We start from the raw sequence: 14,778 nt of genomic DNA, 5'->3' as shown, positions 1-14,778 counted from the left end.
TTCGGCGGGCCTTCGGGCCGACCCGTCGGCCCGCCGTCGACAGGACTTCGACGCCGTGACGAGGAGTGACCTCGCTTCGGGCCTCGCGGCCGTGTCCGCGGTGTTCAATGGGCAGCATGTCGTCTCGCCCACTCCACATCACCTTCGTGTGCAGCGGCAACATCTGCAGGTCCCCCATGGGTCACGTCATCCTCCAGCGCCTCGTCGACGACGCCGGCATCTCGGACCTCGTCCGGGTCAGCTCGAGCGGCACCGGCGACTGGCACGTCGGCGAGCACGCCGACCCCCGCACCGTCGAGGTCCTCGCCGCGCACGGCTACGACGGGTCGCAGCACCGCGCGCGGGAGTTCGACCCGGACGAGTTCGACGACCTCGACCTCGTCCTCGCCTCGGACGAGGGCCACGTGCGCACCCTGCAGCGCCTCGCCCGCACGCCGCGCAACCGCAGCAAGATCCGGCTCGTGCGCGAGTTCGACCCGGAGGCCGTCGCCGCGGGCACCCTCGAGACCGGCGACCCGTGGTACGGCGGAGAGGAGCACTTCGTCCGGTGTTTCGCGGAGGTGGAGGCGGCGTGTCGTGGCATCCTTCACCACGTCAGGGACCAGCTGGACGGCCGGCTGACCGCAGGCGTGCACGACCAGCACGACACGGAGCACCCCTGACCCGATGCGAGACCTGAATCTGACTGTGCCCGACTATCCCTATGGTTCCCCGTGCTGGGTCGACCTGCTCGTCAGCGACGTCCCACGCGCCCAGACGTTCTACAGCGAGCTCTTCGGCTGGCGGTGGCTCGCCGGCGACCCCGCGACCGGCGGCTACACGATGGCGCTCCTCGACGGCCACCCCGTCGCCGGCATCAGCCGCAAGCCCGAGACGGCGCCGATCCCCAGCCAGTGGACCACCTACCTCCGTATCGGTGACATCGACGTCGCCGCACGCGCCATCGAGGCCTACGGCGGACGCACGCTGGGACGGCCCGTCTCCATCGGCGCCCTGTCCCGGACCCTCATCGCCGTCGACCCCGGTGGCTCGTACTTCGGCATCTGGGAGCCGGGCGACCTCCCGGGCAGCGGCATCCTCGACGAGCCGGGATCGCTCACGTGGAACGAGCTGCTGACCCGCGACTACGACAAGGTGCAGGGCTTCCAGTTCGGCGTCTTCGGACACGAGTTCACCGACGAGACCGAGCCCGGCGGCCCGCGCTGGGCGACGGCGCACACCGGCGACGGCAACCCAGCCTACGGGCTGGCGGAGATCGACAGCGAGTGGCCGGCCGAGATCCCGCCGCACTGGGTCGCGTCCTTCGCCACCCGCAACGTCGTCCCGAGCCTGGCGCGGGCGCTCGACCTCGGCGCGACGCTGCTGCAGGGGCCCTTCGACGGCCCCTACGGGGTCGGCGCCGTGCTGAGCGGGCTCGAAGGAGAGGTGTTCTCGCTCCTCGTGCCCGACCTCGACTGACCCGAGACCGACCTCACGCCGCCCTCACGCCGACCTGACGCCGCCTTGACCGGCACGACCACAGGAGGACCCATGCCCGTCCACGAGGAGGCGTTCGCGCCCGGCACCCCCTGCTGGGCCGACGTCATGGTCGACGACCTCGACCACGCACGCGACTTCTACGGCAGCCTCTTCGGCTGGACCTTCGAGGACCTGCCGCCCGAGGCCGGCGGCTACGTCATGGCGCGCAAGGACGGTCACGTCGTCGCCGGCCTGATGGCCAGGAACCCGGACGACGCCGGTCAGGTCAACGCGTGGACGGTCTACCTCGCGACCGACGACGTCGACGCCGCGGCGGAGCGCGCCCGGGCGGCCGGTGGCGTCTTCTTCCTCGGGCCGATGGACGTGCTCCAGGTCGGCCGCATCGCCGTCGGTGCCGACCCGGCCGGCGCCGCCTACGGACTGTGGCAGGCCAAGGAGCACACGGGCACCGACCTCGTCGACGAGCCCGGCGCGCTCTGCTGGGCCGAGTCGATGAGCCGCAGCTACGAGGCGAGCAAGGCCTTCTACTCCGACGTCTTCGGCTACCGCCTGGAGGAGATCGGCGAGGGCGGCTTCCAGTACTCCGTCGCGACGCTCGACGGAGAGAAGCCCGTGGGCGGCATCGGCGCCATCCCCGCAGCGGCGCCCGCCGACGTGCCGTCGCACTGGATGGTCTACTTCGCCGTGCCCGACGCCGACGCGGCGGCCGAGCAGGTCACGTCCCTCGGCGGCTCGGTCATGCAGCCACCCTTCGACACCCCCTACGGCCGGATGGCGCTCGTCGCCGGCACCCGGGGTGAGACGTTCTCCGTCATGCAGCTGCCCGAGCAGGCCGCCACCGACTGACCGAGGGCGTATGCCGCCGGGCCGGGACCGCGCGCGACCACCCGACCGCGGCGGACGGCATACGGACCACCCCGCGCGCTCTGGGAGGATGTGGGCATGGCTTCGCTTGCTGACGCAACCCCGCCCATCGCGCTCGGGGCGCTCGACGGTCGCTACCGCGGCGCCGTCGCACCGCTCGTCGACCACCTCTCGGAGGCGGCGCTCAACCGGCAGCGCGTGCACGTCGAGATCGAGTGGCTGGTGCACCAGACGAGCCACGGCGTCGTGCCGGGGGTCCGCAAGCTCAGCGACGACGAGATCGCCGCCCTCCGCGCGGTCGTCGACGACTTCGGCACCGACGAGGTCGCCGAGCTCGGCGAGATCGAGCGGGTCACGGTCCACGACGTCAAGGCCGTCGAGTACTTCCTCAAGAAGCGCCTCGCCGCGATCGCTCCCGCCGATGAGGACCGGGGCCTCGCCGAGCTGATCCACTTCGGCTGCACGAGCGAGGACGTCAACAACCTCTCCTACGCCCTCATGGTCAAGGGCGCGGTCGAGCAGGTGTGGCTGCCGAAGGCGCGGGCGCTCGTCGCGCAGGTGTCCGGGATGGCGCGCGACCTCAAGGACGTGCCGCTGCTCGCGCACACCCACGGCCAGCCCGCGACGCCGACGACGATGGGCAAGGAGCTCGCCGTCCTCGCCCACCGCCTCGGCCGGCAGCTGCGCCGCATCGAGCGGCAGGAGTACCTCGGCAAGTTCAACGGCGCCACCGGCACCTACGGCGCCCACGCCCTCGCGCTGCCCGACGTCGACTGGCCCGCCGTGTCGCGCGCCTTCGTCGAGGGCCTCGGCCTCACGTGGAACCCGCTGACGACGCAGATCGAGAGCCACGACTGGCAGGCCGAGCTCTATGCCGACGTCGCGCGCTTCAACCGCATCCTGCACAACCTCTGCACCGACGTGTGGACCTACATCTCGATGGGCTACTTCGCTCAGGTGCGCGGCCAGGGCACCGTGGGGTCGTCGACGATGCCGCACAAGGTCAACCCGATTCGCTTCGAGAACGCCGAGGCCAACCTCGAGGTGAGCAACGCCCTGCTCGACGTGCTCGGCGGGACGCTCGTCCAGAGCCGTCTCCAGCGCGACCTCACGGACAGCTCCATGCAGCGCAACATCGGCACGGCCTTCGGCCACTCGATGCTCGCGCTCGACAACGTCGCCCGCGGTCTCGCCGGTCTCGACGCCGTGCCTGAGCGCATGGCCGCCGACCTCGAGGCCAACTGGGAGGTGCTCGGCGAGCCCATCCAGTCGGCGATGAGGGCCCTTGGCGCACAGGGGGTTCCGGGTATGGAGGAGCCCTACGAGCGGCTCAAGGAGCTGACCCGGGGGCGCCGGATCAACGGCGACGACCTGCGCGAGTTCGTCCGCGGTCTGGGACTGCCGGCCGACGTCGAGGCGCGGTTCGTCGCGTTGACGCCGCAGACGTACACGGCGCTGGCGAGCCGCCTCGTCGACGACTACCTCGCCTGACGGCATACGCCCTGGGGCTGGGGGTCACGCGCCGACCGACGACCATTGGTCGCCGAGCCCTCGCGACACGCTGCACGACACGCCGGGGCCGGGCTTCGGCGGCGGACCAACGGTCGTCCGTCGGCGGCCCGGCCTCAGACTCGGGGGCGGTCGAGCCGCTCGGCGGCGTCGCGGAGCACCTGGGCGACGCGTGAGCCAAACCGCTCGCCGGGGGTCGGCTCGCTGTCGACCTGCCGGCCCAGCTCGTCGGCCTCCGCCTGCGCCGCCGCCCTGACCTCGGGGTCCTCGGAATCGAGCCGAGCCGCGAGCGCCGCCACCTGACGCACCGCGTCGCCGACCGCGGCCACCATCGAGGCCGGTGACGCCGTCAGCTCCTCGGGCGTGCGCCCGGTGCGCTGGGCGACCCACCGTGTCCCGGGGCCGTATGCCGTCTCGTCGGGTTCGGTGCTCATGTCTCTTCCTGCTCGTCGTCGGTGCGCACCCCGAGGAGGTCGCCCGCGTCGCGCTCGCCTCTGGCCACGGCTGCGAGGTCCTCCAGCGAGGTGACGACGTGGCCGGCCTCGGGATGGGCGGTCAGGGCGAGGCCGGTGGAGCAGCCCCAGACCTCGTCGCCGACGCGGTAGCCGACGAGGGGCACGCCGGCATCGGCCAGGTCGACGTTCACGTCGGCGAGGGCCGGGTCGTCGAGGGTCACGAGCACTCCGAGCGTCCCTGCCGCCGAACGACTCGGCGGGTCGAGGGGGTTGCCCGTCAGGTCGAGCACCTGCAGACCGTCCAGGGCGATGACGGCTGACGCGTCGCGGATCCTGTTGCGGCGCAACGCCACGACCTGCAGGGGCAGGCCGGCAACCGGGGAGACGTCGGAGAGGTCACTGTTCTCGACGGCGAGCACGTGGAGCCCTTTCAGGAACGACAGGACCGAGTAGTCGCCGACGTCGCAGGCGATCAGCGACAGGGTCTCGAGACCTGTGAAGCGCTCGAGCCCGTCGAGGGAGCGCGCGTGCGACACGATGAGGTCGACGACCTCGCCCGGTGCGGTCCCCGGAGCGACCGCACCGGCCTCGACGAGCTCGGCGAGCGCCCGGTCCACGTCGGTCGTCATGCGCCGGTCTCCGCCGCGACCGCAGCGGACGACGCCGCGAAGTTGGCCTGGATCCGTTGCCAGTTGAGGCGCTGGCGGAAGGCGAGCTGCGCCACCGTGAGGGCTGCGTCCTCACCGCTCTCGAGCCGGAAGAGCATGCCGACGGGCTGGCTCAGGGCGCTCTCGGGGATCATTCCGACGCCGCCGTCCCAGACGCGCCCGGGCAGCTGGGACTGCAGGTGCTGGATGTATGCCAGCGGCCCGAGGCCGTTCTGCGCGTTGAACTCGTTGCGAAGCCAGTCATGGAAGTCCTCCGTGCCCATCGTGCCGGTCATCGAGGTCGGGTCGGCCGGATCTCGGAACGCACCGACGTGCCCCGACATGCGCACCGTAGCCACCGTGCTGTCGGCCGCGCGCATGCCTCGTGGGGCGCGCGAGGTCGTGACGACGGGCGGGTGCAGCACGTAGCGGGTCGGCGACCGCAGCGTGTTGTGCGCGACGACCCACCGCAGGCCGTCGCGGATGTTGCCGGTGTTGGCGGTCTCGACGGCGGTCTCGATGACCCGGGGGATGAACCCCGTCGTGATCCACTCGTGGCTCGCGGGCTCGACGTTGCGGAAGAGCCGCTTGACGTAGTTCTTCGTCTCGGCGCTCGCGTTCCACACGGCGATGAACTGGGCCCACGTGACTCCGTTCGAGCTGCCGGGCGACACCATGGCGCGCAGGAAGGCGATGACGTCGCCGGCCCTGCTGATCGCCGTCCTGATGAGTGGGTTAACGACGTCGGCCGGGAGCCCGACGAACGACCCCCAGCGCCCACCGGACGCCGTGAAGGTCATCGTCTGGATCTGCCGCAGCAGTGCCGAGTTGTCCTCGGTCGTGATCGAGCGGTTCGCGACCCGGATCATCCGCGTCACCGTGTCGCTGCCCAGCACCCGCAGGAAGTCGGTGCGCACCGTGTGGGCAGGGTCGGGCGAGTCGGTCTCGAAGGCGTGGTTCTTGAAGGTGCCGGACGAGGCGGAGCGAGGGTTGCGCTGGCTGCCGACGAGGAACCACGGCAGCAGCTGTCGGTGCGTCGACGCCTGCCCCAGATAGCTGCGGGCTCCGTCGGTCGAGACCACGCTCGGCTCCCAGATCGGCGTCGTGCCGTCCGGCGCGAGCTTGGGCCGCGCGATGGTCGGCTCCCACTGCGAGGCCACGGTCGCCGCGTACTCCGTCCCGTGACCCTGGAGGTGCGAGGCGATGTCGCGGAGGTACTCGTCCGGGTCCTTCTCCTCGAACAGCTCGAAGCACTCGCGCAGGACGGAGGCGAGCCCTCGCTGCCGGGACTCGAGAGCGTTGTCGGACGGCGGCTCCTGGTCGTCCCGCGGGTCGCGGTTCGCTGCCTCGAAGGCCTGGGCCAGGGCGTCGGCATCGGCGTCCATCGACGTGAGCAGCCCGTCGAGCTCGGTCAGCTTGGCATCGGCGGCCGAGCGGTCCTCGACGTTCTCGATGGAGGAGAGCCGCCCCCGCCACTCGGCGGCCTTGTCACGGATCGCGGTCGGGGTCGAGGCCACCATGAGGGTGGCGTCGTTGCCGGAGCGGTCGATCCAGGTGCGGTGGGCCTCGTGGGCGGCGCTGAAGCGCACCGTCGTGCCGAGCTCGGTGTCGTCGTTGTGGCCGGCGTCCTCGGGGTCGCCTCCGATTCCCATGCGCGCCAACAGCGCCCGTCCCCGCTCGGCGAGGAAGCCGATGACGCGGTCCATGGCGGCATACACGACGGCCTGCATGCGGGTGATGACGTCGGCGATCTCGCCGGGCAGCCCACCGAGGTGCAGCAAGCCGGCGAGGAAGTCGATGACGGGCGGGATGAGGGAGGCGAGGGATCTCTCGACCGCGGCGGCGAGGCCGCCGATGTTGCCGGCGATGACGTCGGCCATTCCGTTGACGATCGCCTCGACGAACCGGAAGATCCGCGCCGCGTTGCGGAAGATCCACGAGCACACCTGGTAGATGAGGTCGATGGCCTGGGCGATGGCACCGACGGGGTTGAGCATCCCGATCACGCGCACGACGACCTGCTGGATGAGCGTCTCCACGAGGTACTGCACGGCCGCCTCGAGGATCATGTTCACGATGTTCTCGGGGGTCAGCTGCTCCTTGACGAGCTCGACGAGCCCCTCGGGCCCGCGCTCGATGAGGACCGAGACGAGCTGCCACGCGGCCTCGATGACGTCGACCGCCGTGGGCCCGATGTGCCGCACGAGGATCTCGCGGACGCGCGGCCACGTGACTCCCATGAGCTGGAGCGCGAAGGAGAAGAGCGACCGCGCAGAGAAGTCGCGGGGCATCGGGATCGGCGTCTCCAGCCCGGAGAAGAGCCAGTCCCAGAAGCCGTGCAGCACGTGCGTGCCGAAGTGGTCGAAGAACTGCTCGAAGCCCTGCTTGACCCCTGCGACGAGGTTGTTGATGAAGTTCTCGGGGTCGTCGGCGATGTCGGAGATGACCTGCTCGATGCGGGCGATCAACGCCCAGAAGGCTGCCGGCGGGATCCCGACGAGGCGGAGCAGCCCGTTGATGATGGCCCGCACCGGGTCGTCGATGAACTCCTCGATGGCGGCGACGACCCTCCCGATGAGGCCGCCCGCCTCGTCCCGGCGGGCCTGGGCCTCGGCGTGCACCTCGTTGACGGCCTGGACGGCTCTCTGGGAGACGTCGCGCACGAAGCTCGTCTGGGCGTCGGTGACCCGCTGGCTCAGCCCGTCGAGCATGCCGGCGAACCGCGCCCGCTCCTGCGCCGCCCACTCGGGGAACTCCTCCTCCATGGCCCGGAACGCCGTGTCGATGTCGTCGCGCGCGTGGTTGATGACGGCCTGCGCGGCGGCGACGACGCCGTTGACGTCGCTCGAGATGTCGGTGAGCAGCGTGCAGACGCCGTCGCCGAACTCGCGCTCGGCGCGGTTGTACTCGTCCGTCACCCAGTCGGGCAGCCCGCCGATGTAGTCGCCGACGGCGAGGATCGCGCCGCCGACCCCGGAGTGCCGGTCGTCGATCCAGCGCTTGACCCGGTCGAGCGTGTCGTGGAACTCCTGCGACAGCCGCGCGAGGCCGGCGTCCCAGCGGGCGATCGCGGTGCGGCTCAGCGGCTCGAGGAGGGCGTTGACCTGCGTCTGCGCCTGGTCGTAGATGCCTTGGGCGCGGGCGGAGACCGACTCGCGGGTCTGCTCCTCGGACGAGACCATGCCGCCCTGGGCGCCGCCGACGGCTCCGACGGTGCCGGACCGCGAGGCCCGCATGGCGGCGACCGCCTGCTGCTGGAGAGCAGCCATGTCGCCCTGGGCGGTGTCGATGGCCTGCTGCTGCTCGGCCTGGATCTGCTGGGGCGTCCGCTGCGCCGCCTCGCCGAGCTCGCCGCGCGCGGCCCGCGCCTCGGCGAACGGCCCGTCGGGGATCTCCTGCGTGACCCGGGTGTCGATGCCGGAGTCGGCGATGCGCTGGTCGGTCGCTGCGACGTCGGCGTCGAGGGACGTGTTCTCCGGCGGGATCGGGTCCGGCGCGGCCCCAGCGGCATCCACGCCCATCCCGGGCGACGTGGGCGAGGGCGCGGCGATCGGCCTCGGTGTCAGGGCGGGCGTGCCGGCGGGCGGTGCCGCCATCGCGTCGTAGCTGCTGCCCACCTCCGCGGTCTGCGTCTGCACCGAGCCGGTGATCGTGGCGCCGGCGGCCTGGGCCTCGTGGGTCGGGTCGGTCTCGAGGAGCGCGTCCTCGTCCTCGGGGCGGTTCTCCCGGATCGCGGTGCGGATGCGCTCGCACAGCGCGACGATCTCGGGGCTCGGCGCGGGCCGTTCGCCGAGCTCGGCGGCGAGCTCCTCGCGCGCCCGCGCAGCCGTCTCCGCCGCCGGCTCGGTCACGGCCCCGCGGGAGTCGGCGACGTTGGCGTCGGCGGTCGGCAGGTCGCGCGCCGCGCCCGCGGCGCTCCGCGCTCCCCCGGCGACCGACCCTCCGCGAGCTGCGGCCGCGGGGGTCAGGGTCGCGGGCGGCTCGGGCATGATCAGCTCGACCACCGGCGGCGCGGCCTCCCCCTCCGCCGTCGGCCCGCCCGCGTCACCGCCGGGTATGCCGTCCGCCACGGTCCCTCCATCGGCTCCCACCGCGCCCGCCCCGGCCACGGCCGCCGTGGCCTGCTCCGCGGTCTCACCGGTCGCCGGCGCCTCACCCGTGCGCGCGGCCGCCCCTTCGGCGACCGTGCTCGGCGAGGCAGGCTCCGGGACGGTGGCCGGCACCACGGTCGTGTCGGCCGGGGGTGCCGCCGGCGTGGGCGGGGCGGGTGGCACGAGCGGTGCGGGATCCCCGGTGACCGCACCGAAGAGGCCGCCCAGCGCGGCCCGGATCGCGGCGTCGAGCACGGCGAGCATCTCAGGGCTGTCGACGCCGTAGACCCCCGGCGCGAGGAAGAGGTCCTCGTCCGTGACGAAGGCCGGTGCGCCGGCGACCGGGGCGTCCGGGTGGACCCGGATGCCACTGACGTCGACCCCGAGCAGCCCGCGGTAGACCTCGGCGACCCGCGGCGTGAGAGGAAGTCCCGGCGGCACGGCGTCGCCGGGCAGGTGGATCGTCGCCTGCGCACCGCTCCGCGGCGCGTCGACGCCCTCTGGCGCCGACCAGCCGGCCTCCGCCGGGAGCGGTCGCAGGTCGACCCCCAGCGTCGTCCCGCGGAGTGTCACGGCCGGCCCCGCCAGGGGCTGCTCGGGCGCCCAGCCCTCGACCCGCCAGGTCGCCTCACCGAGGTGCAGGCCGAGCAGGCCGACCCGGGCTCGCATCTCCACGCTGCCGTCGAGCGACCCGTCGGACCGGAATCCGGCGCGCCCGGTCAGCTCGGTGAAGGGCGCCCGTCCACTGAGCACCACGGCACCACCGTCGACGCCCCACTCGGCCTGCACGGCCGACAGCCCGCCGGCGGTCGTGGCGGGGTCGAGCGCGACCACGGCGGCATCGCCCAGCGGGCGCGGCACTCTCCCCAGCACCGGCTGTCCCGGGCCGACGGGCGACCGCGGCGCGACGGCATCCCGCGGCGACCGCGTCGAGCCGGCCCCGGCCCGCTCGGCGTCCGGGCCGGGCCCCGGTCCCGCCCGGGTCGTGACCGGTGTGCTCACCGCGGCACCGTCCGCCCCGCCTTCTCGAACTGACGACGGATGCCGTCGAGCAGGTACGCGGTCGTGACGACCCGGCCGTTCGACGCGGCGAGGTAGGCCGCGTCGAGCGTCGCGTCACGGATCTGCGCACCGGTGAGCGGGTAGCGGCGCGCGAGGTCGTGCAGGTCGATCGCAGCGTCCATCGGCAGCGACGCGGGCGCGACTGCGGCCCAGAGCCGCTCGCGCTCGCCGGGCCCCGGTTCGGGGAACTCGACCATGACGTGTATGCGCCGCTGGAAGGCGGTGTCGATGTTGGCGAGCAGGTTCGTGGTGAGGACGACGATCCCGGGGTGCTGCTCGACCCGGGAGAGGAGGTAGGACACCTCCTGGTTGGCGTAGCGGTCGTGCGCGTCGCCGACCTCGGTGCGCGCCCCGAAGACCGCGTCCGCCTCGTCGAAGACGAGGACGCAGCGCTCGCGCGCTGCCCGCTCGAAGACCTTGGCGAGTGCCTTCTCCGTCTCCCCGATGTACTTCGACACGAGCGCCGAGAGGTCGACGAGGTATGCCGGGAGGCCGGCCGACGCTGCCAGTGCGGCCGCCGTCATCGTCTTCCCGGTCCCCGGAGGCCCGTGGAAGAGGGCGATGAGACCGCTCGCGTTGTCGTGGTGCGCGCCGAAGCCCCAGTCGTCGACGACGGTGTCGCGCTGGGTGATCCGGGCGGCCAGGTCGTCGATGCGGGTGCGGGCCGCCGCGGGCAGGACGACGTCGGACAGGGTGTGGACGGTCGTGAGCGGGCGGGCCGGGAAGTCCGCCGACGCGACCGGCACCTCCTCGGGCAGCCCCAGCAGCCAGGCGACGAGCGCCGGGTCGGGTCGCAGCAGGCCGGAGAGGTCTCCCGGCGGGTCGAGGGACAGCAGGCCTTGGGCACGGAGGCGACCCTGCGACGACAGCAGGACGGTCGCGTCGAGGCGGCCGCGGAACGACCGGGCGACGAGGGTGCGGGCGACCTCGCCGGTGAGTCCGAGCACCGACGGGCGGTCCGTCAGGGCGCCGTACCGCACCGCGAAACGCTCGTCGACGAGGGGCGCCACGGCCGCGACGAGGACGACCGCCTCGGCCGCGGACAGGCCGGCGAGCGTCACGAGCTCGGCGAGCGGGCCGACCCCCGCGAAGCGCTCGAGCGACGGCAGTCCCTCACCGTCGCCCTCGATGCCGAGGGGTCGTCCCGCCGGCCCGCCTCGCCGTTCCTCGATGCGCACGGCCACGAGCGCGTCGAGCACCTCGAAGGCCGCTCGCAGTTCGGCGACCTGCGGCGGACCGCCCGCGGCGCAGGAGGTCCCGGACTGCGGCTCCGGCCCGGCTCTCATCGGAACCTCACGGCGACCGGCGGCGACCAGGGCAGCTTGAGCAGGCCGACCGGGTAGGGCAGGCGCGGCAGGAGCACGTCGAGCGGTTGGGTCGCCGCGGTCAGCAGCACCGGGTCGTGGTCGGTGTCGAGCAGGCCCGCGCGCGCCACCCAGGACGCCCGGACGAAGGCCTCGCTCGACCGCTCGAAGCCCGGCAGCAGGGCTGCGAAGCCGGCGAGCACGCCGCCCGCTGACTCGGCGATCTCACGGGCTCCGCTGAGCGGCATACGGACTCGGGGCCCGACGTCGTGACTGAGGGGGCGTCCGGCGAGGATCCGGACGAGCGGGTCGTCGGCGAGCGTCGGGTCGTCGGGGTCGGCGACTGCGGCGAGGGCGGCCTCGCGCACGTCGACCGGGTCGAGAGCGGGGTGCAGCGCCTCGGCGCGACGGCAGTGGTCGGCCAGCCACGGGTAGAGCAGGACCAGCCCGGCAGCCCTGGTGAGGTCGGCGAGCGCGACGGGGGCCCCGCTCTCCGGTGCGACCTGCGCGACGGCCGCGAGCCGGGCCAGCACCTCGGCCTCGTGGTGAGGACCGGTCGACCCGGTCGGTGGCGGCGTCTCGCGGCGCCCGGGCAGGCTTTCCGCGGGACCGGCGGCGGGCACCGAGGCGTCGGTGCCCGGAGCCCACAGCACCGGCGAGATCTCCGGCGCAGCGGCCGCGCGACCCGGAACCGTCTGAGATGCAAGGGCGCTCGTGAGTACCGCGATCACCGCGAGCCACTCGGGCTCGCTCATGCGCGCTCGCGCCTCAGCCGCCGACTGTGGGTCGGCGAGGGCCAGAACCGCAGCCGGGACGTCGACGGGGCCCGGCTCGGAAGCCGCGACCCACCGGCGGGCTGCGGCGACGACGTCGAGCGTCGAGCGCCCGGAGGGCGCCGTCGGTGACGGCGCTGCGTCGACGCCCGCCTCCGCGACCACCAGACCGCCCCGTCCGCCTGCGAGCACCTGCGTACGGATCGCGTCGGCCCACAACCACGCCAGCGTCTCGTCGTCGTAGTCGTCCACCGAGAGGTCGAGGGTCACCCGCACGTGGTCGAGGCGCACGTCGCCGACGTCGGCGAGCGCCCGGTCGAGGGCCGCAGGCAGCGTCGTGGCGGCGACGCGCGCAAGACGCTGGGCGCCCGGCCCGCGCAGGCGCAGCACGTCGACGGCCACGTCGGTCACGGCACGAGACCCCCGAGCTCGCGCAGCTGCGCGTCGAGCTGCCGACCGACGTCCTTCGAGACGCCTGCGGCCTTGACGAGTGTGCGCAGGGTGCCGAGCACCTCGAGCGTCGCCGCCGTCAGGGCGGCAGGGTCGGCTGCCTCCACCGCCTCCTCGGGGGTGTCGGGCGGGGCCACCGCCTGCGCGAGCTGGGCGTGGGCGCGGTCGGCCGCAGCGGCATACCTGCTGAAGCTGCGGTTGCGTGGGTTCGGCAGCGACCGCAGCGCGTCCACCGTCGTGCGCGCGAAGTCGGCCACCCCCTGGGCGAGCTCGCGGTCGACCTGGCCGGACGGCTTGACGACGACGCCGCCGATCCCACCGATCCCACCGATGCCGCCGATGCCGGGACCGCTGACGACGCCACCGCCGACGTGCGTTCCGACGTTCGGGTCGACGGCGATGACACCGCCGCCACCGACCTTGGGGTCGAGCCTGGTGCCGTCGCCGAACTTCGAGATGACATCGACCTTGCCCTCGAGGACGTCGATGCGGGTCTGCACCGTGTCGATGCGCTTGAAGCCCGACTCGAGCTCACCGAGGCGGTTCGTGATCGCCCCTGCGTCGAAGCTGCCGCGGAAGGACGTGAGGTCGGTCTGGAGCAGCGAGATGGTGCCACCGAGACCGGCCACCGACTGGTCGAGTGCGGTGAAGTGCGTCTGGAACCCTGTCGAGAGGCCGCGCAGCTCGGTCGCGGCGGCCATGGCCTCGGTCGCGGCGCCCACGGCGGCGGGCAGGGCAGAGCCGACGGTCCGGACGTTCTGGACCGTGGGGACGCGTCCGGTCGAGACGACGACACCGTTCGCGTCGGTACCGAGCACGACGGAGTCCGAGGCGGCGAAGCCGCCGGCGGGTGCGTAGCCGTCGAGCGTCAGGACCTCGCTCGCCGACATGACCCGGACGTCGGCGATGGCGCCCTGCCCGGCGATGAACCCGCCGAGCACTGTCTGGACGTCCGTCGCGTCGTGGCCGAGGAAGTCGGTCAGGGCGAACTCCTGCTCGCCCAGGACGTCGACGGGCTGCCGCTCGTAGACGACGTCGGGGCGCTCCCAGGTCTTGATCGGCGGGTTCCACACCGGCTCGCGCGGGTCGAAGGTCCACTTCTGCCGCCACTTGTCGGGGATCTCCCTCGGCGGGAACACGATCTTGATGCACCGGTCCCCGACGCGGATCGAGCCGACGGGGCAGGCGATGGGTGGCTTGGGGTCACCGACCGGCGCGGGGTCGGGCGGCGCGAAGCCGGCGAGGAGGGCCTCGAGCTCGTCGCGGAACGCGCCGGCGGGGTCGGAGCACGAGCCGCCGAGGAAGGCCTCGGTGAAGCCGCGCGGAGGCTCCCACGCGTGCCGGTACGCGCAGTCGAAGACCCACGCGCTCGACACCTGGTGGACCCACCCGAGCACGACCCCCGGGCGCGTCGTGGCCCGGTCCCAGGTGAGCGCCAGCAGGGCGCGGACGCGCAACAGGTCGAGGGTCGCGAAGAGCACCATGTTGAGCCAGCCGCACTTGTAGCCCCTGATGCCCGCCGTGTCGGTGCTCGCGATCGACGTGGCCTGGAGCTTGGCGATGAGGGCGGGGTCGACGAGAGGCTGGGTGCCGTTCGTGAGCCGGGCTGCGATGGCGTTGCGCAGCGTCGGGTAGGAGTTGACGGGCGTCGAGTCGAGCGCGAGGCGGATCGGCTCGACGGTGAGCAGCGGCTCGGCCGCGAAGTCCATCCGCGTGCCGGTGACCCGACCGGCGACGACCCGCAGCGCCACGGCCCGGGTGTGCAGCTCGGCGTGGCCGGCACAGCCCGACTCGCCGCAGTCCGGAGTCGGTTCGACGGTGTCGGTCGCCTCGAGGACGACGCTGAAGCCGCCGGGTGCCGCATCGACGAAGTCGTAGGCCACCGACTCGGCGACGGGTGGCAGGGGCAGCGTCTGTTCCCCCCCGAGGAGCAGCGGCTCGCCCCGCTGGTCGATCGCGAGACCCGGCCCGACCGTCAGGGTCGTCGGCGTCGACACGGTGCCGCCCAGTCCGGCGTTGACGCCGAAGCCGACGAGGCGCCCGACGAGGCGGTCGCGCTGGTGGAGGAAGTCCCTGAGGTCGTTGAGCTCGGCCTCGGTGAGGGTCTGGCCGTCCACGAAGACGGGGTACTGGTTGTCTGCCAT

The 14,778-nt window shown here is 73.1% G+C and carries 10 protein-coding genes; 4 read left to right on the top strand and 6 right to left on the bottom strand.

The window, feature by feature from the left end; genetic code table 11:
• The first annotated feature begins 116 nt into the window (after nucleotides 1-116).
• The 4 genes from ASG96_RS00390 to purB all read left to right on the top strand — a co-directional run bounded on the left by ASG96_RS00390 (nucleotide 117) and on the right by purB (nucleotide 3,834).
• A complete protein-coding gene (locus ASG96_RS00390) occupies nucleotides 117-662 on the top strand; it encodes a low molecular weight protein-tyrosine-phosphatase (protein ID WP_056756414.1) in 546 nt (181 codons plus the stop codon).
• 25 nt (nucleotides 663-687) lie between these two features.
• A complete protein-coding gene (locus tag ASG96_RS00385; RefSeq protein WP_082591537.1) occupies nucleotides 688-1,458 on the top strand; it encodes a VOC family protein in 771 nt (256 codons plus the stop codon).
• A gap of 72 nt (nucleotides 1,459-1,530) precedes the next feature.
• Nucleotides 1,531-2,325, top strand: coding sequence for a VOC family protein (locus ASG96_RS00380; protein ID WP_056755806.1), 795 nt, complete (start codon nucleotides 1,531-1,533; stop codon nucleotides 2,323-2,325).
• Between the two features lie 96 nt (nucleotides 2,326-2,421).
• Nucleotides 2,422-3,834 (top strand): adenylosuccinate lyase, encoded by a 1,413-nt coding sequence (gene purB, locus ASG96_RS00375; RefSeq protein WP_057585898.1) that lies wholly within the window; start codon nucleotides 2,422-2,424, stop codon nucleotides 3,832-3,834.
• Nucleotides 3,835-3,968: 134 nt separating this feature from the next.
• On the opposite strand, the gene ASG96_RS23025 is transcribed toward purB, so the two are convergent.
• From ASG96_RS23025 to ASG96_RS00345, 6 genes are read right to left on the bottom strand one after another with little or no spacing between them, the layout of a single operon-like run.
• Entirely contained in the window at nucleotides 3,969-4,286 is a 318-nt protein-coding gene (locus ASG96_RS23025; protein WP_056755800.1) for a hypothetical protein, read from the bottom strand.
• Nucleotides 4,283-4,936: a leucine-rich repeat domain-containing protein gene (locus ASG96_RS00365; protein WP_056755799.1), complete on the bottom strand. Its 654-nt coding sequence runs from the start codon at nucleotides 4,934-4,936 to the stop codon at nucleotides 4,283-4,285. The genes ASG96_RS23025 and ASG96_RS00365 overlap by 4 nt, the downstream gene beginning before the upstream one ends.
• Nucleotides 4,933-10,047: a hypothetical protein gene (locus tag ASG96_RS00360; RefSeq protein WP_057585897.1), complete on the bottom strand. Its 5,115-nt coding sequence runs from the start codon at nucleotides 10,045-10,047 to the stop codon at nucleotides 4,933-4,935. The genes ASG96_RS00365 and ASG96_RS00360 overlap by 4 nt, the downstream gene beginning before the upstream one ends.
• On the bottom strand, nucleotides 10,044-11,393 hold the full coding sequence (locus tag ASG96_RS00355; protein WP_057585895.1) for an ATP-binding protein: 1,350 nt from the start codon (nucleotides 11,391-11,393) through the stop codon (nucleotides 10,044-10,046). Before ASG96_RS00355 ends, ASG96_RS00360 begins: the two co-directional genes overlap by 4 nt.
• Nucleotides 11,390-12,595 (bottom strand): contractile injection system tape measure protein, encoded by a 1,206-nt coding sequence (locus tag ASG96_RS00350; protein ID WP_057585893.1) that lies wholly within the window; start codon nucleotides 12,593-12,595, stop codon nucleotides 11,390-11,392. The genes ASG96_RS00355 and ASG96_RS00350 overlap by 4 nt, the downstream gene beginning before the upstream one ends.
• On the bottom strand, nucleotides 12,592-14,778 hold the full coding sequence (locus tag ASG96_RS00345; protein ID WP_057585891.1) for a hypothetical protein: 2,187 nt from the start codon (nucleotides 14,776-14,778) through the stop codon (nucleotides 12,592-12,594). The genes ASG96_RS00350 and ASG96_RS00345 overlap by 4 nt, the downstream gene beginning before the upstream one ends.

It is taken from the genome of Terrabacter sp. Soil810 (assembly GCF_001429645.1).
In the GTDB taxonomy this organism is placed as follows: domain Bacteria; phylum Actinomycetota; class Actinomycetes; order Actinomycetales; family Dermatophilaceae; genus Terrabacter.
The sequence above is the reverse complement of the archived record's forward strand: the minus strand, read 5'-3'. Positions and strand labels throughout refer to the sequence as shown.